This window comes from Pseudomonas fluorescens, assembly GCF_018614775.1.
GTDB lineage: Bacteria > Pseudomonadota > Gammaproteobacteria > Pseudomonadales > Pseudomonadaceae > Aquipseudomonas > Aquipseudomonas fluorescens_BY.
The window spans coordinates 39,158-58,525 of record NZ_JAGGOF010000052.1 but is presented as its reverse complement, the minus strand read 5'-3'; the positions used below and the strand labels follow the sequence as shown (position 1 = coordinate 58,525).

19 protein-coding genes are annotated in these 19,368 nt (G+C 62.0%); 7 read left to right on the top strand and 12 right to left on the bottom strand.

Annotation, left to right across the window (positions count from 1 at the left end; genetic code table 11):
* Positions 1 to 71 precede the first annotated feature (71 nt).
* The 3 genes from J7E36_RS15335 to J7E36_RS15325 all read left to right on the top strand — a co-directional run bounded on the left by J7E36_RS15335 (position 72) and on the right by J7E36_RS15325 (position 1,594).
* Complete coding sequence (locus J7E36_RS15335) at positions 72 to 590, top strand: ankyrin repeat domain-containing protein (RefSeq protein WP_181289815.1); 519 nt, start codon at positions 72 to 74, stop codon at positions 588 to 590.
* Between the two features lie 211 nt (positions 591 to 801).
* The gene (locus J7E36_RS15330; RefSeq protein WP_215004312.1) at positions 802 to 1,332 is read left to right on the top strand and encodes a hypothetical protein; all 531 of its coding nucleotides are present in this window, start codon (positions 802 to 804) and stop codon (positions 1,330 to 1,332) included.
* Positions 1,333 to 1,402: 70 nt separating this feature from the next.
* Complete coding sequence (locus tag J7E36_RS15325) at positions 1,403 to 1,594, top strand: PLDc N-terminal domain-containing protein (protein WP_215004310.1); 192 nt, start codon at positions 1,403 to 1,405, stop codon at positions 1,592 to 1,594.
* 59 nt (positions 1,595 to 1,653) lie between these two features.
* On the opposite strand, the gene J7E36_RS15320 is transcribed toward J7E36_RS15325, so the two are convergent.
* The 9 genes from J7E36_RS15320 to gcl form a co-directional block, all read right to left on the bottom strand.
* Positions 1,654 to 2,859, bottom strand: coding sequence for an MFS transporter (locus J7E36_RS15320; RefSeq protein ID WP_215004308.1), 1,206 nt, complete (start codon positions 2,857 to 2,859; stop codon positions 1,654 to 1,656).
* A 151-nt stretch (positions 2,860 to 3,010) separates the two neighbouring features.
* Positions 3,011 to 4,009, bottom strand: coding sequence for a sulfate ABC transporter substrate-binding protein (locus J7E36_RS15315; RefSeq protein ID WP_215004306.1), 999 nt, complete (start codon positions 4,007 to 4,009; stop codon positions 3,011 to 3,013).
* An 84-nt stretch (positions 4,010 to 4,093) separates the two neighbouring features.
* Positions 4,094 to 4,918 (bottom strand): ion transporter, encoded by an 825-nt coding sequence (locus J7E36_RS15310; RefSeq protein ID WP_215004304.1) that lies wholly within the window; start codon positions 4,916 to 4,918, stop codon positions 4,094 to 4,096.
* A 21-nt stretch (positions 4,919 to 4,939) separates the two neighbouring features.
* Positions 4,940 to 5,842 carry an urea transporter gene (locus tag J7E36_RS15305; RefSeq protein ID WP_215004302.1) on the bottom strand — a complete coding sequence of 301 codons (903 nt, stop codon included), beginning with the start codon at positions 5,840 to 5,842 and terminating at the stop codon, positions 4,940 to 4,942.
* A 127-nt stretch (positions 5,843 to 5,969) separates the two neighbouring features.
* Complete coding sequence (gene pyk / locus J7E36_RS15300) at positions 5,970 to 7,385, bottom strand: pyruvate kinase (RefSeq protein WP_215004301.1); 1,416 nt, start codon at positions 7,383 to 7,385, stop codon at positions 5,970 to 5,972.
* On the bottom strand, positions 7,375 to 8,655 hold the full coding sequence (locus J7E36_RS15295) for a glycerate kinase type-2 family protein (protein WP_215004299.1): 1,281 nt from the start codon (positions 8,653 to 8,655) through the stop codon (positions 7,375 to 7,377). The genes pyk and J7E36_RS15295 overlap by 11 nt, the downstream gene beginning before the upstream one ends.
* Positions 8,656 to 8,802: 147 nt before the next feature.
* On the bottom strand, positions 8,803 to 9,693 hold the full coding sequence (locus J7E36_RS15290) for a 2-hydroxy-3-oxopropionate reductase (protein WP_215004297.1): 891 nt from the start codon (positions 9,691 to 9,693) through the stop codon (positions 8,803 to 8,805).
* 158 nt (positions 9,694 to 9,851) lie between these two features.
* A complete protein-coding gene (gene hyi / locus J7E36_RS15285) occupies positions 9,852 to 10,634 on the bottom strand; it encodes a hydroxypyruvate isomerase (protein WP_215004295.1) in 783 nt (260 codons plus the stop codon).
* A 130-nt stretch (positions 10,635 to 10,764) separates the two neighbouring features.
* Positions 10,765 to 12,540 carry a glyoxylate carboligase gene (gene gcl, locus J7E36_RS15280; protein ID WP_215004293.1) on the bottom strand — a complete coding sequence of 592 codons (1,776 nt, stop codon included), beginning with the start codon at positions 12,538 to 12,540 and terminating at the stop codon, positions 10,765 to 10,767.
* A 267-nt stretch (positions 12,541 to 12,807) separates the two neighbouring features.
* On the opposite strand from gcl, the gene J7E36_RS15275 reads away from it, so the two are divergent.
* On the top strand, positions 12,808 to 13,248 hold the full coding sequence (locus J7E36_RS15275) for a GlcG/HbpS family heme-binding protein (RefSeq protein WP_215004290.1): 441 nt from the start codon (positions 12,808 to 12,810) through the stop codon (positions 13,246 to 13,248).
* Positions 13,249 to 13,389: 141 nt separating this feature from the next.
* Positions 13,390 to 13,848 (top strand): REP-associated tyrosine transposase, encoded by a 459-nt coding sequence (locus J7E36_RS15270; protein ID WP_215004288.1) that lies wholly within the window; start codon positions 13,390 to 13,392, stop codon positions 13,846 to 13,848.
* A 127-nt stretch (positions 13,849 to 13,975) separates the two neighbouring features.
* Here J7E36_RS15270 and J7E36_RS15265 read toward each other — a convergent pair whose 3' ends face one another.
* Positions 13,976 to 14,590: a TetR/AcrR family transcriptional regulator gene (locus J7E36_RS15265; protein ID WP_215004286.1), complete on the bottom strand. Its 615-nt coding sequence runs from the start codon at positions 14,588 to 14,590 to the stop codon at positions 13,976 to 13,978.
* A gap of 130 nt (positions 14,591 to 14,720) precedes the next feature.
* Here J7E36_RS15265 and J7E36_RS15260 point away from each other — a divergent pair, with 130 nt between their 5' ends.
* Positions 14,721 to 15,635, top strand: a complete 915-nt coding sequence (locus J7E36_RS15260) for a DUF808 domain-containing protein (protein WP_215004284.1) — start codon at positions 14,721 to 14,723, stop codon at positions 15,633 to 15,635.
* A gap of 131 nt (positions 15,636 to 15,766) precedes the next feature.
* Here J7E36_RS15260 and J7E36_RS15255 read toward each other — a convergent pair whose 3' ends face one another.
* Entirely contained in the window at positions 15,767 to 16,555 is a 789-nt protein-coding gene (locus tag J7E36_RS15255) for an MlaA family lipoprotein (RefSeq protein ID WP_215004282.1), read from the bottom strand.
* Positions 16,548 to 17,846 carry a serine/threonine protein kinase gene (locus J7E36_RS15250; RefSeq protein ID WP_215004280.1) on the bottom strand — a complete coding sequence of 433 codons (1,299 nt, stop codon included), beginning with the start codon at positions 17,844 to 17,846 and terminating at the stop codon, positions 16,548 to 16,550. Before J7E36_RS15250 ends, J7E36_RS15255 begins: the two co-directional genes overlap by 8 nt.
* Before the next feature lie 362 nt (positions 17,847 to 18,208).
* On the opposite strand from J7E36_RS15250, the gene J7E36_RS15245 reads away from it, so the two are divergent.
* Positions 18,209 to 19,063, top strand: coding sequence for a glycine betaine ABC transporter substrate-binding protein (locus tag J7E36_RS15245; RefSeq protein WP_215004278.1), 855 nt, complete (start codon positions 18,209 to 18,211; stop codon positions 19,061 to 19,063).
* The last annotated feature ends 305 nt before the right edge of the window (positions 19,064 to 19,368 follow it).

The window sequence follows — 19,368 nt, the reverse complement described above, 5'->3', positions numbered from 1 at the left end:
AAAAAAGGGATGACAGGGTCGAGGTCCGCCGGGAAACTAGCCGCTTTGCGAATGCCCAGATGGAGTTTCACATGTCCGATACAAGCCGCCAGATGACCCCGGAAGAGGCAGCGGAGTTTGCCGAGCAGGTATTCAACGTTGCCCGCCAGGGCGACGCCGCCATGATGGCCGCGTTGCTGAGCAAGGGCCTGCCGCCCAACCTGCGCAATCACAAGGGCGACACCTTGCTGATGCTGGCCGCCTACCACGGGCATGTGGAAACGGTGAAGGTGCTGCTGGAACACAAAGCCGACCCGGAGGTGCGTAACGACAATGGCCAGAGCCCGATTGCCGGTGCGGCGTTCAAGGGTGACCTGGCGGTGGTCTCGGCGCTGGTGGACGGTGGCGCACAGGTGGAGGGTTCTTCCTTCGACGGCCGCACCGCGCTGATGATGGCGGCGATGTTCAACCGGGTGGAAATCGTCGATTACCTGATCAGCAAGGGCGCCGACCCGAAAGCCAAGGATGCCAACGGCGTTTCGGCGCTGGATGCGGCCAAAACCATGGGGGCGGTGGATACCACGGCACAGTTGGAGAAGTTGTTGGGTTGAGACCCGGCTGGTAGTCCTGTGGCGGCGGAACAGGGTGGGAGCAAAGCTTGCTCGCGATACAGCCGCCTCGGTTCCAGGTCGACCGAGTGGTTTCCATCGCGGGCAAGCCTTGCTCCCACAGTAAGCTGTCCCTGCCACAGGTGCCTGACTCAGGTGAACCGATGGGGTATCCTGCGCGCCCTCGAAATCCCTTATCCACAGGATCCACCCCATGAAAGCCGCCCTCGTCGAACTCATCAGCAAAATCAGCTCCGGCTGCCTCGGCGAGGCTGACGTTGCGCGAATCGCTGACGAAGCGGCCCAGGCCTACGCCGATCCGGCGGCTTTCCTGGCGGCCAATCCGGACATCAACTACGACGACAGTTTCCCGATCCCATTGGGTGAGTGGGTGGTGGTGGGCAGCCTGCCGGACACCGTGCTGTTCCAGGCCGACACCTACGTCGAGCTGTTCGAACAGATCGTTGCCTCGTTCGGCCCTGGCGTGGCGTTCAATCTCAAGCCCAAGCAACTGGCGAAAACCGAGGCGCTGACCGCGCTCAACCGCATCCAGATCCAGATGAGCAGCCTGAACAAGGAAAACGGCGGCTATGTGCTGATGAACTTCAGCCAGCTGCTGGACGATGAATTGCAGATGGTGCTGGTGTTCGGCGACGACGTGCCACGGGTGCTGGCGCTGTGCGGGCAAGTGGGCATTGCCGCCGCGCCAGCCCTGGAAGCGCTCAAGGTCGCGATTCACGTCTGAGGCAATAAACGGAACCCTTGCCGTGGCCCAGCTATCCTAAGTGTGCCTATTACCATTTGGGAGCGACACCATGGGTTCCACCTTCAACGGCCTGATTGGCCTGATTATCCTGGCGCTCGATATCTGGGCGATCATCAATGTGCTCAAGAGCGGTGCGGAAGTCGGGGCGAAAGTCCTATGGGTGCTGCTGATCCTGCTGCTGCCGGTGCTGGGCCTGATCATCTGGGCGATCGCCGGGCCGCGAGGCAATGTGCGGATCTGACCTTCAATGAAAATGCCCGGCCGCCGTGGGCGCCCGGGCATTTTTGTGCCGTTCGATCTTCAAGCCGTCGCCGGGGACGGCTTCTGCGAAACACTCAAGAAGCGCAGCAAGGCCAGCAGCGGGAACGCGCTGCCGACGATCACCACCCACAGCCATCCGCCATGTTCGTACACCGCGCTGGCAATCGATGAGCCAAACGCGCCACCGACGAAGATGCTGGTCATGTACAGCGCATTCAAGCGGCCGCGGCTTTTCGCATCGAGGGCGTAGATGGTCCGCTGGCCCAGGACCATGTTCATCTGCACACAGAAATCCAGGACCACGCCGGTCACGGCCAGGCCAATGACGCTGTAGAGCGGATGGATGAACGCCGGCAGGAAGCTCAGGCTGGCGAACAGCATTGCCAGCAGCGAGGCAATGCGGGTGTGGCCGGCGTCGGCCAGGCGACCGGCGATGGGCGCGGCGATGGCGCCCAGGGCGCCGACCAGGGCGAACAAGGCGATTTCAGACTGGGACAAGCCATGGTTGCGTGACAGCTCCAGTGGCGCTGCAGTCCAGAACAGGCTGAACGTGGCGAACATGCCGGCCTGGTAAAGCGCCCGTTGACGCAACAGTGGTTGCTGGCGCAGCAGCGTACCGAGCGAACCCAGCAGTTGCGCATAAGAGGCGCGATGGTCGGGTTGGCGCTTGGGCACGGTCAGGGCCAGGACGATGCTGATCGCCGCCATCAAGCCTGCCGCGATCATGAACATCGCCCGCCAGCCGAAGTGATCGGCCACGACGCTCGATATCGGCCGCGCCAGCAGGATCCCCAGCAGCAAACCGCCCATGATCCCGCCTACGACCCGACCGCGCGATTCCTCCGGCGCCAGGTGCGCAGCCAGGGGAATCAACACTTGCACTGACACCGAGCTGAAGCCCACCAGCAGCGAGACCAGCAGGAACACGTTCGGTTGATCGGTGAACGCTGCGCCCAACAGGCTGGCAATCGCCACGAGACTGGTCAGGATCATCAGGCGGCGGTTTTCCAGCAAGTCGCCCAATGGCACCAGGAAAAACAAACCCAGGGCATAGCCGATCTGGGTCAGCGAGACGATCAGGCTGGCCAGGGTGCTGCTCAGGCCAACGTCGGGGGCGATCAGTTCGATGATCGGCTGGGCGTAGTAGATATTGGCGACAATGGCGCCGCAGCAGAAGGCGAAGAGCAGGACCATGCCTCGGGTCAGGTGGGTGCCGGTGGGCGGGGCTAGGGGTTGGGCACTCATGGCAATCTCGTCAGGGAACAGAAGGGATGGCGAGAGGCTAAAGGCTTATGGGAGTCTGGAACAGGCTTTGTGACTGATAACAGACATGCCGGGCGTTGATGATTGTCGTGGCGAGGGAGCAAGCTCCCTCGCCACAGGGATCTGTGATCCCTTACTGCCCGCTGTAGATCTGATCGAAAACCCCGCCATCGATGAAGTGGGTCTTCTGCACCGTGCGCCAGTCACCGAAGGTTTTTTCCACCGACAGGAAATCCACTTTCGGGAAGCGATCGGTGTATTTGGCCAGCACGGCCGGGTCCCGTGGGCGCAGGTAGTTGGCGGCGGCGATTTCCTGGCCTTCCGGCGACCAGAGGTATTTCAGGTAGGCCTCGGCCGCCTCGCGGGAGCCTTTTTTCTCGACCACTTTGTCCACCACGCTCACTGGCGGCTCGGCCTCGGCAGAAACGCTTGGATAGACGACCTCGAACTGGTCGCGACCGAACTCCCGGGCGATCATTTCAGCCTCGTTTTCAAAGGTCACCAGTACGTCGCCGATCTGGTTGGTCATGAATGTGGTAGTCGCTGCGCGGCCGCCGGTATCCAGCACCGGCGCCTGTTTGAACAGCTTGCCGACGAAATCCTTGGCTTTGCTCTCGTCACCGCCGTTCTTGAGCACATAACCCCAGGCCGACAGGTAGGTGTAACGACCGTTGCCGGAGGTTTTCGGGTTGGGCACGATCACCTGCACGCCGTCCTTGAGCAGGTCGGGCCAGTCTTTCAGCGCCTTCGGGTTGCCCTTGCGCACGATGAACACCGTGGCCGAGGTGAACGGGGCGCTGTTGTTCGGCAGGCGGGTGACCCAGTTGTCCGGCACCAGTTTGCCGTTGTCCGCCAGGGCGTTGATGTCGGTGGCCATGTTCATGGTGATGACATCTGCCGGCAACCCGTCGATCACTGAGCGGGCCTGCTTGCTGGAGCCGCCGAAGGACATCTGCACGGTGATGTTTTCGTTGTGCTCGGCTTGCCAGTGCTTCTGGAACGCTGCGTTGTAGTCCTTGTAGAAATCGCGCATCACGTCGTAGGAAACGTTGAGCAGCGTCGGGGCGGCGTGGGCCAGGCTGCCGAAGGTCAGGCCTGCGGCGAGAAGAGAGGCGCCAAAGAAGTTCTTCACTGCGAATTCCTTTTTATTTGAAAGGGGATGCCGGGCAAACTAGCGACAAGCTCATAGGTCTTCAAGCATTAAAAAGTGCTTTGCTTATTCCAATTTTTTAAACAGTGCATTGCCACATCGAGAGCAAAAAGCCGCAGCCTGCTCATGACTGTCTTTACTGCACACCGGGCAGTCGTGCTTGAGTTGGTCACCGCGCATGGCGCTGGCCAGTTCGGCGGTGAAAATGCCGGTTGGCACGGCGATGATCGAGTAACCGGTGATCATCACCAGGGATGACACCACCTGGCCCAGGGGCGTCTTGGGCACGATATCGCCGAAGCCCACGGTGGTCAGCGTCACGATTGCCCAATAGATGCCCTTGGGAATGCTGGTGAAGCCATGCTCGGGGCCTTCGATGACGTACATCAAGGTGCCGAACACGGTCACCAGGGTCGAGACACTGACCAGGAACACGATGATCTTCTGCTTGCTCCCCCGCAGCGCCGCCATCAGGTAGTTGGCCTGCTTGAGGTAAGGGCTGAGCTTGAGCACGCGGAAGATCCGCAGCATCCGGATGATCCGAATGATCAGCAGGTACTGGGCATCGCTGTAGTACAGCGCCAGGATCCCCGGCACGATCGCCAGCAAGTCCACCAGGCCATAAAAGCTGAAGGCATAGCGCAGCGGCTTGGGCGAGCAGTACAGGCGCAGGCCGTACTCGACGATGAAGATGAAGGTGAAGCCCCATTCGATACCGGCCAGCAGGGCCGCGTAGTTTTTGTGCACGCTGTCGATGCTGTCGAGCATCACGATCACCAGGCTGGCGAGGATGATCAACAGCAAGCTGCTGTCGAAACGCCGGCCGGCCACGGTGTCGGTCTGGAAAATCATTACGTAGAAGCGTTCACGCCAATTGTTGTTGCTGTCCATACACATCGCCTGATCCCGGAATCAGCGAAGCCTAGGGCGATTGCCCGGCAGAGTGCAAGGTGCGGCGTCGACACAGCCCTGCTGCCAGGCCCGGCCAGTGGCCTGGATCAGCCAGCAGGCGAGGATAAACGGTGCCGTCAGCGGCGCCAGTCCAAGGGCGCTGAAACCTGGGGTGAGCAGGATCGCCAGGAGGATGCCCGCCAGTGGCAACCACGGCTGGCGGCGCTGTTGGCTGAGGGCCAGCGCCACCAGAGCCGGGTTGTAGCCGCTCAGTCCGGACAGGCCAGAGGCATGTTCATGATGCAACAAAGCGAAGGCCAGGCCGGCGACCGACCCGAACAGCGCCCAGCCGGCGGCGCGGTGATCGGCAAGCAGCAGGCCGGCCGCGATCAGTGCACCCGCCAGCGGCTGGTCGAGGAGGATGACCTGGCCCAACCCGTTCAACGGCGCGGCCAGTAGGTTGGGCACCGTCAAGTCGACCGATAGGGGGGCGGTTTGCAGCGGCGCAAGACCCAGCAGCCACCAGCCCAATCCTACGAAGGGCGCAGTGTAGGCAGGCAGGCATCGAGGGTTGCGGGTCCGTTTGAGCCACTGCTGGGTCAGCATCGCACTGAGACCGCCGCCGGCAATGATCAACGGCACCAACAAGGCTGACCAGGGCAATGCCAGGCTCAGCAGCAAGCCCAGCAGAATGCCGTTATAGCTGAACAGCCCGGCCTGCCGATCCGCCTTGGGGTAACCGCGGCGCTGGGCGGTGAGCAGGCCGGCGACGCCGCCCAGCAACGCGCCACCGAACAAGGCCGGCGCGCTGAGCAGAATCGCCAGCAGGCACAACAGCCCGCACAGCGGATGGCGCTGGAGGAAAATCTGGCTGAAGCCGTTGAGCAGGGCGGTGGCCCAGTCGGGGCAGCGGGTGTTGGGCATGGTTGGGCTGTGTGTCTGATGGACCGAGTTGTCCCCATCGCGAGCAGGCTCGCTCCCACAGGGGTTTTGTGAACGCCGCAAATCCAGTGTGGGAGCGAGCCTGCTCGCGATGAGGCCGGTACAGGCGCTAGATCAGCGTCTCGATGCGCAGCGAGTTGGTCGACCCCGGCTGCCCGAACGGCACGCCCGCAGTAATCAGCAGGGTATCGCCGCGCTGGGCCATGCCTTGGGCCTGGGCGATTTCCAGGGCGGTGGAACAGACCTCATCCACCTGCCGCAGCCGATCGTTGACCACCGAGTGCACGCCCCACGCCACCGTCAAGCGGCGCGCGGCCGCCAGATTCGGCGTGAGGTTGAGGATCGGCACCGTCGGCCGCTCCCGCGCCGCCCGCAGGCTGGAGGCGCCCGACTCGCTGTAGTTCACCAGCACCGCCACCGGCAGGATGCTGCTGATGCGCCGGATCGCACAGCTGATGGCGTCCGATGCCGTGGCCTCGGCTTTCGGTCGGCTGACGTCCAGTTGCGCTTGATAGTCGGGGCCATTTTCGACCTGGCGGATGATCTTGCTCATCATCTGCACGGCTTCGAGGGGGTAATCGCCTGACGCGGTTTCCGCCGACAGCATGACCGCATCGGCGCCTTCGGCCACGGCGTTGGCGACGTCGGTGACTTCGGCACGGGTCGGCGCCGGGGAGAAGCGCATCGATTCGAGCATCTGCGTGGCGACCACCACCGGTTTACCCAGGGCGCGGCAGGTGCCGATGATGTTCTTCTGGATCTGCGGCACGTTCTCGGCCGGGACTTCGACGCCCAGGTCACCGCGGGCCACCATGATCGCGTCGCACAGCTCGGCGATGTCCCGCAGTTGGGTGACCGCCGACGGCTTCTCGATCTTTGCCATCAGGAACGCCTTCTCGCCGATCAGCGCGCGGGCTTCGCGGATGTCCTCGGGGCGTTGCACGAACGACAGCGCCACCCAGTCCACACCCAGTTCCAGGCCAAAGTTCAAGTCGCGCCGGTCCTTGGCCGTCAGCGGGCTCAGGTCGAGCACGGCCTGGGGTACGTTCACGCCTTTGCGATCAGAGAGTTCGCCACCGTTGAGCACTTCGGTGTCGATAGCGTCGCTGTACCGAGCGATTACCCGCAGGCGCAGCTTGCCGTCGTCCAGCAGCAGGTCCATGCCGGGCTCCAGGGCCGCGATGATTTCCGGGTGAGGCAGGTTGACCCGGCGTTGATCGCCGGGCGTCGGGTCCAGGTCCAGGCGCAGGGCCTGGCCGCGTTGCAGCAGGACCTTGCCGTCGGCGAATGGGCCGACCCGCAGTTTTGGCCCTTGCAGGTCCATGAGGATGCCCAGCGGGTAGTTGAGCTGCTGCTCGACCTCACGGATCCAGCGGTAGCGCTGGGCGTGATCGGCATGATCGCCGTGGCTGAAGTTCAGGCGAAAGATATTCACCCCGGCCTGCACCAGTTCACGGATGTCATCGATGCCGCGGGTCGCGGGGCCGAGCGTGGCGAGGATCTTGACCTTTTTGTCAGGCGTCATGTTTGGGGTTCTCGAGGATCAGGATGGCGCGGAAATCGTTGACGTTGGTGCGGGTCGGTTCGGTGACGATCAGCCCATCCAGCGCGGCGAAGTAGCCGTAGCCGTTGCTGTTATCCAGCTCATCGCTGGCGTTCAGGCCCAGTTCGGCGGCACGGCGATAACTGTCCGGGGTCATGAGGGCGCCGGCGTTGTCTTCGGAGCCGTCGATGCCGTCGGTGTCGCCAGCCAGGGCGTAGATGCCGGGGTGGCCCTTGAGGCAGTCGGTCAGGCTCAGCAGGAACTCGGCATTGCGGCCGCCTCGGCCATTGCCGCGCACGGTGACCGTGGTTTCGCCGCCGGACAGGATCACGCACGGCGCCGCCAGGGGCTGGCCGTGCAGGGCGATTTGCCGCGCGATGCCGGCGTGGACTTTTGCCACCTCCCGGGCTTCGCCTTCCAGGTCACCGAGGATCAAGGGGCTGAAACCGGCCTGGCGGGCTTTCACCGCAGCCGCTTCCAGTGATTGCTGGGGGCGGGCGATCAACTGGAAGTGGCTGCGGGCCAGGCTTGGGTCGCCGGGCTTGACGGTTTCCGACTCAGGGCTTTGCAACCAGGTGCGCACCGACGCCGGGACCTCGATGTGGTAGCGCTTGAGGATCGCCAGGGCTTCGGCCGAGGTACTGGGGTCGGCCACGGTGGGGCCGGAAGCGATGACCGTGGCCAGGTCCCCCGGCACATCGGAAATCGCGTAGGTGTAGACCGTCGCCGGCCAGCAGGCCTTGCCCAAGCGCCCACCCTTGATCGCCGAGAGGTGCTTGCGCACGCAATTCATCTCGCCGATGGTCGCGCCGGACTTGAGCAGGGCCTTGTTGATCGCCTGCTTGTCGGCCAGGGTGATGCCAGCGGCCGGCAGCGCCAGCAACGCCGAGCCCCCGCCGGACAGCAGGAAGATCACCCGGTCGTCTTCCGTCAGGTTACTGACCAGTTCCAGCACCCGTTGAGCCACCGCCAGGCCGGCCGCGTCGGGCACGGGATGCGCGGCTTCGACCACTTCGATTTTCTGGCAGGGCGCGCCATGGCCGTAGCGGGTCACCACCAGACCCGAGACGTCACCCTGCCAGCAGCGCTCGACCACCTGGGCCATGGCCGCGGCGGCCTTGCCGGCGCCGATGACGATGACCCGGCCGCTGCGGTCGCGGGGCAGGTAGTGTTCAAGGACATGCTGCGGATGCGCCGCGTCGATGGCCGTGGCAAACAGCTCGCGCAGCAATTGTTGCGGATCGACCGACATGGCGGGCTCCCGGTTTTTTATTATTTGAAGTCAGTGCAGTTCCCTTGTGGGAGCGAGCCTGCTCGCGATAGCGGTCGTCCGGCCAACATCGCGTTGAATGTCAGGCCGTCATCGCGAGCAGGCTCGCTCCCACAGGGTATCGATGCGTCAGTTATCGCGGATCGAGAAATTGGCCATGTGTTCCAGGCCCTTGATCAGCGCCGAATGGTCCCAGTGACTGCCGCCGATGGCCGCGCAGGTGCTGAACACTTGCTGGGCGTTGGCGGTGTTGGGCAGGTTGATGTTCAGCTCCCGGGCGCCTTGCAGGGCCAGGTTCAGGTCCTTCTGGTGCAGGCTGATGCGGAAGCCCGGGTCGAAGGTGCCCTTGATCATGCGTTCGCCGTGCACTTCGAGGATCTTCGACGATGCAAAACCACCCATCAAGGCTTCACGAACCTTGGCCGGGTCGGCGCCGTTTTTCGAGGCGAACAACAGCGCTTCGGCCACGGCCTGGATGTTCAGCGCGACGATGATCTGGTTCGCCACCTTGGCGGTCTGGCCATCGCCGTTGCCGCCCACCAGGGTGATGTTCTTGCCCATGGCCTGGAACAGCGGCAGGGCGCGCTCGAACGCGTTGCCGTCGCCCCCGACCATGATGCTCAGGGTCGCAGCCTTGGCGCCGACTTCACCGCCGGACACCGGGGCATCGAGGTACTGCGCGCCTTTTTCATTGATCTTCACCGCGAACGCCTTGGTGGCGGTGGGGGAGATCGAGCTCATGTCGATCACCACCTTGCCCGCGCCGACGCCCGCCGCCACGCCATCGGCACGGAACAGCACGTCATCGACCTGCGGGGTGTCCGGGACCATGACGATGATGAACTCGGCTTCCTGGGCCACTTCCTGCGGGTTGGCCAGGGCCACCGCGCCGCCGGCGAGCAGGTCGGCCGGGGCCGCTTCGTGGTGCTGGGACAGGAACAGGCTGTGACCGGCCTTTTGCAGGTTCAGCGCCATTGGGTGGCCCATGATGCCGGTGCCGATGAATCCGATTTTAGCCATGAGAAAATCCTCTTGTTTTTGTTGCTGTTTCAGGCAAATGGAGAACTGCTTTCATGTGGGAGCGAGCCTGCTCGCGATGGCGGTGTGTCAGTCAACAAGTGATCGACTGGGCTGCCGCCATCGCGAGCAGGCTCGCTCCCACAGGGGATGAGTGCATGTCAGAGCGCGTTATGGGTTTTCAACCAGCCAAGCCCGGCCTCGGTGGTGGTCAGCGGCTTGTATTCGCAGCCGACCCAACCCTGGTAACCGATACGGTCCAGGTGTTCGAACAGGAAGCGGTAGTTGATCTCACCGGTGCCCGGCTCGTTGCGTCCAGGGTTGTCCGCCAGTTGCACATGGTTGATCTCGCCCAGGTGCGATTGCAGCGTCCGCGCCAGGTCACCTTCCATGATCTGCATGTGGTAGATGTCGTATTGCAGGAACAGGTTGGCGCTGCCCACCTGCTCGCGGATCGACAGGGCCTGGGCGGTGTTGTTCAGGTAGAAACCGGGGATGTCGCGGGTATTGATGGCTTCCATCACCAACTTGATGCCTGCTGCTTGCAGCTTTTCGGCGGCGTACTTGAGGTTGGCGACGAAGGTCTTTTCCACCAGGGTTTCGTTGCAGTTCTGCGGGCGAATCCCGGACAGGCAGTTGACCTGGGTATTGCCCAATACCTTGGCATAGGCGATCGCCAGGTCGACCCCGGCACGAAACTCCTCGACCCGGTCCGGCGGGCAGGCAATGCCGCGCTCACCCTTGGCCCAGTCGCCGGCCGGCAGGTTGAACAGCACCTGGGTCAGGCCATGGGCGTCGAGCTGGGCCTTGAGTTCGGCGGAGCTGTAGTCGTAAGGGAACAGGTATTCGACCCCACTGAAACCGGCCTTGGCGGCCGCTTCGAAACGGGCGAGGAAATCCTGCTCGGTGAACAGCATGGACAGGTTGGCGGCGAAACGTGGCATGGTGGTCTCCGGAAACTAGTTGTTGGTCCCTGTGGGAGCGGGCTTGCTCGCGAAAGCGGTGTGTCTGCTACACCTATGCCACCTGACACTACGCCTTCGCGAGCAAGCCCGCTCCCACAAGGGAACAGCGTTAATCGAGCAATGAAATGGCCGTCGGCGCATCGTTACCCACCAGCGCCAGGTCTTCAAATTCGTTGACGGCGTTGATCTCGGTGCCCATGGAAATGTTCGTCACCCGCTCCAGGATGATCTCGACGATCACCGGCACCCGGAATTCTTCGATCATCGCCTGGGCCTTGCGCAGCGCCGGCTGGATGCCGGACGGTTCGAACACCCGCAACGCTTTGCAACCCAGGCCCTCGGCCACGGCGACGTGGTCCACGCCATAGCCGTTGAGTTCGGGCGCGTTGAGGTTGTCGAAAGACAGCTGCACGCAGTAGTCCATGTCAAATCCGCGCTGGGCCTGACGGATCAAGCCCAGGTAAGAGTTGTTCACCACGACATGGATGTACGGCAGTTTGAATTGCGCCCCCACCGCCAGCTCTTCGATCATGAACTGGAAATCATAGTCGCCCGACAACGCCACGACCTTGCGGCTCGGGTCGGCCTTGACCACTCCCAGCGCGGCGGGAATGGTCCAGCCCAAGGGACCGGCCTGGCCGCAGTTGATCCAGTGGCGCGGTTTGTAGACGTGCAGGAACTGCGCGCCGGCGATCTGCGACAGGCCGATGGTGCTGACGTAGCAGGTGTCCTTGCCGAACACCTGGTTCATTTCTTCATAGACGCGTTGTGGCTTGACCGGCACGTTGTCGAAGTGGGTCTTGCGCTGCAGGCTCGCCTTGCGTTGCTGGCAGTCCTGCACCCAGGCGCTGCGGTTCTTCAACTTGCCGGCGGCTTGCCATTCTCGGGCGACTTCGATGAACACGGTCAGCGCTGAGGCCGCATCGGAAACGATGCCCAGGTCAGGTGTGAACACCCGGCCGATCTGGGTCGGCTCGATGTCCACGTGAATGAACGTGCGGCCTTCGGTGTAGACATCCACCGAGCCGGTGTGACGGTTGGCCCAGCGGTTGCCGACGCCGAGCACTACGTCGGACTTGAGCAGCGTTGCGTTGCCATAGCGATGGGAGGTTTGCAGGCCGACCATGCCGACCATCAGCGGGTGATCATCGGGGATCGTGCCCCAGCCCATCAGGGTGGGAATGACCGGGATACCGGTCAGCTCGGCGAACTCCACCAGCAATTCGCTGGCGTCGGCGTTGATGATGCCGCCACCGGCTACCAGCAATGGGCGCTCGGCCTGGTTCAGCAGGGTCAGCGCCTTTTCGATCTGCACGCGGTTGGCCGCCGGTTTGGCCAGGGGCAGCGGTTGGTAGGCATCGATGTCGAATTCGATCTCGGCCATCTGCACGTCGAACGGCAGGTCGATCAGTACCGGGCCCGGACGGCCGGAACGCATTTCGTAAAAGGCTTTCTGAAAGGCGTAGGGCACCTGGCCAGGTTCCAGGACGGTGGTCGCCCACTTGGTCACCGGCTTGACGATGCTGGTGATGTCCACCGCCTGGAAGTCTTCCTTGTGCAGGCGCGCACGGGGTGCTTGACCGGTGATGCAGAGGATCGGGATCGAGTCGGCCGAAGCACTGTAGAGCCCGGTGACCATGTCGGTGCCGGCCGGCCCCGAGGTGCCGATGCACACACCGATGTTGCCGGCCTTGGTGCGGGTGTAGCCCTCGGCCATGTGCGAGGCGCCTTCCACGTGGCGAGCAAGGACGTGATCGATGCCGCCGACCTTTTGCAGGGCAGAGTACAGCGGGTTGATCGCCGCACCCGGGATGCCGAAGGCAGTGTCCACGCCTTCACGGCGCATCACCAGAACGGCGGCTTCGATTGCTCTCATTTTGCTCATGTTTTGTGCCTCTTAAGTTTTGTAATTGTATACAAGTGGCTTTGCGCCGAGTGTATTCACGCCGAACGGTACCGGTCAATGTCTTTTCTCAAGCGCCTGTTTCATTCGTTGAAAGGCCGAGAATGCTGAAGCGTTTCGTCGCTTCAGATGCTTTGTTGAGATTATTGTATACAAAAATATCTTTTGTTGTGTTCTATTTGTGTTGTTCGCTTTGGCTGAAAGTGAAACCCGGAAGGCTTTTCCATAACAAAAGAAAGGACAGCACCCATGAGCGCTTTAACCTTGAAAATCGCCGTGAACCTGACCGGCCAGGCCCTTGCCGCCGGCCGTGAAGTCAATGCCGCCCCTCTGACCGTCGCGGTCCTTGACGGCGGTGGCCACCTGATTGCCTTGCAACGCGAAGACGGCGCCAGCCTGCTTCGCCCACAGATCGCTATCGGCAAAGCCTGGGGGGCCATCGCCCTGGGCAAGGGCTCACGCCTGCTGGCCCAGGACGCCCAACAACGCCCGGCCTTCATCGCCGCCCTGAACAGCCTGGGTCAGGGCAGCGTCATACCGGTTCCGGGTGGGGTGTTGATTCGCAATGGGGAAGGGAAGGTGTTGGGTGCGGTGGGTGTCAGCGGTGATCTGTCCGATGTGGATGAGCAGGTGGCGATCAGGGCGGTGGAGGCGGTGGGGTTGATGGCGGATGCGGGGGTGGGGGCTTGATTCTGTATTGACTGAGCTGTTGCTATCGCGAGCCTGCTCGCGATGGCTATCTACCCGGTTACATCGCCTAATAAGTTCACCCGGCACTCGAAGATTCGCAGATCTAGCCTCTTGAAACCTGGTCATCAGAGAGGTAATCGAATGCCGGAGTTACCCGCTTCACACCGTTTGCGCATCGGTCGCTATGGCGAGTTGAATCGAATCTATTTGCTGACCACAAATACTGTTGGCCGAGAGCCTGTTGTTCAGAGTTTCGCCTTGGGCAGATTGGTCGTCGATCAGTTTCGAAAAGCTGAGGATCAGGGTTTCGCCAACTCATTGGCCTGGGTCGTTATGCCCGAACACTTTCATTGGTTGATCGAGTTGCGTGAGGGGTCGTTGGGTAGCCTGATGCAAAGAACAAAATCATTGAGTACCAAGGCAGTGAATCTGTCTCTGGACCGCAAAATCAACCTTTGGCAAAAAGGCTTTCATGACCGGGCATTGAGGCGCGAAGATGATATGGTCAAGCTTGCCCGGTATGTCGTTGCCAATCCGCTGCGGGCAGGTCTGGTGAAGCGACTGGGCGACTACCCGTTGTGGGATGCGATCTGGGTCTGACTTGGAACCGGGTTGCCTTCATCGCGAGCAGGCTCGCTCCCACAGGGGATTTGCAGTGGCCCTGAATTTTGTGTCCACCATCGAAACCTGTGGGAGCGAGCCTGCTCGCGATGAAGGCAGCGCGGTGCTAAGCCTGACGATCCACCTCACACCCCTTCAAAACCAAGCGGATGATCGTCTGCGCAGCCGCCTCATAGTCGGCTTCATCCAGCTTCGCCTTGCCAGTCACTGCGGAAATCTGCCAGTCGAAATCGGCGTAGGTCTGGGTGGCGGCCCAGATGCTGAACATCAGGTGGTTGGGGTCGATGGGGGCGATCTGGCCGCGGTTGATCCAGGTCTGGATGCAGTCGATGTTGTGCCGGGCCTGGGCATTGAGCTGCTCCACCAGGTCGGGGCTCAGGTGCGGGGCACCGTGCATGATTTCGCTGGCGAAGACTTTCGAGGCGAAAGGCAGATCCCGCGAGATGCGGATCTTGGAGCGAATATAGTTGCTCAGCACCTCACCCGGTACGCCATCGGCATTGAAGGGCGTGGAGGCCTGGAGGATCGGCTCGATGATGCTTTCCAGGACCTCGCGGTAGAGGTTTTCCTTGGATTTGAAGTAGTAGTAGACGTTGGGTTTGGGCAGGCCTGCCTTGGCCGCGATGTCGCTGGTCTTGGTCGCGGCGAAGCCCTTGTCGGCAAATTCCTCGCTGGCGGCACGCAGGATCAGTTCTTTGTTACGCTCGCGGATAGTGCTCATAAACCCAGAGGTTCCTTGCCGGTTCTGGCGGTGGCGCATGGTAGCACCGGCCTCGCGCGGCGCTCAACAATGCCCACGGCGGCGCGGCTCGCGGTATGCTGCGCGGCATTATTGTTCAAGGAGCCCCTCCATGGCCGGAAGCAGTTTGCTGGTACTGATCGACGACATCGCCACCGTGCTCGCCGACGTAGCGTTGATGACCAAGTTGGCCGCCAAGAAAACCGCCGGTGTCCTCGGTGATGACCTGGCGCTCAACGCCCAGCAAGTGTCTGGCGTGCGTGCCGAGCGGGAGCTGCCGGTGGTCTGGGCGGTGGCCAAGGGCTCGTTCGTCAACAAGTTGATCCTGGTGCCGTCGGCGCTGGCGATCAGCGCCTTCGTGCCCTGGTTGGTGACGCCGTTGTTGATGGTGGGTGGCGCCTACCTGTGCTTCGAAGGCTTCGAAAAACTCGCCCACAAGTTCCTGCACAGCCCGGCCGAGGACCAGGCTGAACACGCGCAGCTGGTCGAGGCCGTGGCGGATTCGGCGGTCGACCTGGTGACCTTTGAAAAGGACAAGATCAAAGGCGCGGTGCGCACCGATTTCATTCTCTCGGCCGAAATCATCGCCATCACCCTGGGCACGGTCGCCGACGCGCCGCTGACCCAGCAGGTGATCGTGCTCTCGGGCATCGCCATTGTCATGACCGCCGGCGTCTATGGCCTGGTGGCCGGGATCGTCAAGCTCGATGACCTGGGGCTGTGGCTGACGCAAAAACCCGGACAAGCTGCCAAAAGCATTGGCGGCGCCATCCTGCGTGCCGCGCCGTACATGATGAAAAGCCTGTCGGTGATCGGCACGGCGGCCATGTTCCTGGTGGGCGGCGGCATCCTCACCCACGGCGTGCCGGTGGTCCACCATTGGATCGAAGGCGTGGCGGCCAGTGCTGGCGGCTCCGGGTTTATCGTGCCGATGTTGCTTAATGCGGTGGCGGGGATCGTGGCGGGGGCGGTGGTGCTGGCAGGTGTGATGGCGGTGGGGAAGATCTGGAAGGCGCTGAAGGGCTGAACCTGACAACCCATAACAAACTGTGGGAGCGGGCTTGCTCGCGAAGGCGGTGTGTCAGCTACAAACAGGCTGACTGATACACCGCCTTCGCGAGCAAACCCGCTCCCACATGGGTTAGTGCTGGCCGAGGGTTACTCGGCGATCTGCAACTTGCGCGACTCCGTGTACACGTAGCGCACCTTCTCGTACTCGAACGGCGAGTTCAGCTGGCCATAGCGGAAGCTGGTCTGGTAGCGCTTGTCCACGCCGCGCAGGAGCAACAGTTCCGGGTGGTTGGCGCTGACTTCGGCGACGTTGAGGAAGTTGATCGCCGATTCGGCCGTGTAGTCCACCAGCAGGCCCGATGTGTCGCGCAGGTTCGAAGGGCCGAAGATCGGCAGCACAACGTACGCGCCGCCGGGAACGCCGTAGAAGCCCAGGGTCTGGCCGAAGTCTTCGCTCTGGCGCGGCAGGCCCATGGCCGTGGCCGGGTCCCACAGGCCGGCGATGCCGATGGTGGTGTTGAGCAACAGCCGCGCCGTGGTTTCCATCGAACGCTTGCCCTTGAATTGCAGCAGGCTGTTCATCAGGTTGGGCACGTCGCCCAGGTTGTTGAAGAAGTTGCTGACCCCTGTGCGCACGAAGGTCGGGGTGACGTAGCGATAGCCGTCGACCACGGGCAGGAACACCCATTGGTCAAAGCGGTAGTTGAAGTGGTAGACCCGACGGTTCCAGGACTCCAGCGGGTCATACACGTTCAGGGCATTGAGGGTCGAGCGCTCGAACTCGCGCTGGTCCAGCCCAGGGTTGAACTTGAGCTTGGTCAACGGCTCCTTGAAGCCGTCCGAATCCTCCACCACAGGCGCATTGGCCTTGCTGTTGTCGGCATGGGCCATGCCCGCGCTCATGAGCGCCGCGATAAGCAGGAGATATTTAGCCACGGAAGAACTCCAGCATGGCGTCGCTGTTGACGCGGTAGTTAAGGTTGCCGCAGTGGCCGCCCAGTGGATAAACCGTCAGACGATCGCCAAAGGTCTTGCGCAGGAAACCCAGGTCGCCCGGGCCGAGGATGACGTCGTCAGCGTTATGCATGACGGCAATCTTCGAGCTGTCGTGCAGGTAATCCTTCAGCGCGTACAGGCTGACCTGATCGACCAGTTGCAGCAGGCTGCCGCCGTCGGTGCGCGCACGCCACATCGGGATCACCTGCTCGGTGAGGTAACAGCTGAAATCACATTGCAGTGCGCGTTTGAGAAACGGCGTCAGGCTGGTGCTTTCGGTAATCGGGAACTTGGGCGCAATGATCAGGCCGCGACGGTTGATCAGGTCCGAGGTGAACGCGATGTCGGCCGCCGAGAAACGGAACGAGGTGCCGATCAGCATCGCCATCTGTTCGTTGGTCAGGTGCTGCTTGGACTGCTGGAAGTCGTAGACCAGGGCGTCGTTGAGGTCGATGTAGCCTTTCTGCTGGAAGTAGCGGGTCAGCTTGTTCAGCACCAGTTCATAGAACGTGGTGGTGCTGTTGATGCCCTTGACCTCGGTCTGGACCAGTCGGTCCAGGTTGCTGATCGAGGTGTACAGGTTCACTGGCGGGTTCAGCAACAGCACTTTCTTGAAGTTGAAACTGCGGCGGGTTTCGTCCAGATGCGCGACGAACGCCGCATCCAGCGCGCCCAGGCTATAGCCGGTGAGGTAGTACTCGGTCACCGGCAGCTTGGGGTTCTGGGCGCGCACGGCCTGCATCACCCGGTACATGTCCTCGGCGTCTTCCTTGGAGATACCAGGGGTGGCGAAGCGCGAGGCGGCACTCATGAAGTCGAAGCTGGTGGGCGATGACAGCTGCACCACGTGGTAGCCGGCCTTGTAGTACAGCCGCTTGAGGTATTCGTTGATACTGCTGTCATAGCGCGCGCCCGTGCCGGCGATCAGGAAGATCAGCGGCGCCGGTTTGTCCTGGATGGCCATGCGATAGGTCAGGCTTTTTACCGGCCAGAAGTTGTCCGGCAGGATGAACTGGCGTTCGGGGCGCAGGGTCAGGCTGTGGTCGGCCTGATTGATGTCCTCGATCAGCGGCAACTCCGGGCGCAGGTCCGGCGGGGTGGTCGCAATGGTCGCCTCGAACGGATTGGTCAAGGGGTAGCCATAGCTGGCGGCGTCAATGTCTACCGCCAGCGCGGACGCACTCAGAATAAGGCCGCCGAAGAGGGCAGCGAAGCGCAAGGAACGGAGCATGACTGGATCCCTTAGAGGAAAGGTGTCGAATGAGATTCGCAGGCTATGACCACCGAAGCGGAGCAAAGTGCCATGATGGGCGCGAACGGGGTGCAATAGTAGCGGGACGATACACGCTCGACCTCGGTGATGGCTAGTTGAAGTCTACTTGTCGCAGCTGGCGATCTGATGTCGTTTCTCGGCGCATCAGTGTCGCTGACAGATCAGGATACGGATCGGCAGGGGTTGATGATCGACGCGTCAGTACTCCACTGGCGTTCGGACCGGTTCGGGTGAGCGAGCGTGACGGGGGCGCTGTGACCATAGCTATACGCTGACGCCGCCCGGCATCCGTCGGGCGCAGCACTTTCGGGGAAGTAACGATGAAGATGCGACGACTCTTGGGCGCAGGTGCCGCACTGGTACTGGCGATCAGCTCCACACTGGCCAGTGCCGAAACCAAAACGCTGAGCATCGGTTACGTAGACGGTTGGTCCGACAGCGTCGCGACCACTCACGTCGCGGCCGAGGTCATCAAGCAGAAGCTGGGCTACGACGTGAAGCTGCAAGCCGTGGCGACCGGGATCATGTGGCAAGGCGTGGCCACCGGCAAGCTCGACGCGATGCTCTCGGCCTGGCTGCCGGTGACCCATGGCGACTACTGGACCAAGAACAAGGACCAGGTGGTCGATTATGGCCCCAACTTCAAAGACGCCAAGATCGGCCTGATCGTGCCGGAGTACGTCAAGGCCAAGTCCCTCGAGGATCTGAAGACCGACGACTCCTTCAAGAAGCGCATCGTCGGTATCGACGCCGGTTCAGGCGTGATGCTCAAGACCGAGCAGGCGATCAAGGACTACGACCTGACTGGTTATCAACTCAAGGCCAGTTCCGGTGCCGGCATGATCGCCGAGCTGACCCGTGCCGAGAAGAAGAACGAATCCATCGCTGTGACCGGCTGGGTGCCGCACTGGATGTTCGCCAAGTGGAAACTGCGCTTCCTGGAAGACCCGAAAGGCGTCTACGGCGCGGCTGAAACCGTGAACAGCATCGGCAGCAAGGAACTGGATACCAAGGCGCCGGAAGTGGCCGCTTTCCTGAAGAAATTCCAATGGTCCTCGAAAGACGAGATCGGCGAAGTCATGCTGGCGATCCAGGAAGGTGCCAAGCCGGAAGCCGCAGCCAAGGATTGGGTTGCCAAGCACCCGGACCGCGTGAAGGAGTGGACCGGCAAGTAATCCGCCTGGTTTGACTGCTGTAAAAAACCGCATGCCTACGGGTCATGCGGTTTTTTTGTACCTGCAATTTCCAGCCCTATGAAAATCCCCTGTGGGAGCGAGCCTGCTCGCGATGGCGGTATGTCTGCTTGCATCTATATTGAATGTGCGGTCGCAATCGCGAGCAGGCTCGCTCCCACAGGGGCGATTGAGAAAAATGGCTGAAAACTGGCAAAACCGTCATGTCGTTCTAATACTAAGGTCGTCTGGAACCTGGCCTTGAGCCGCATAGAGTAGGGTCGTTCCAACTTAAATTGTGCTGCGAG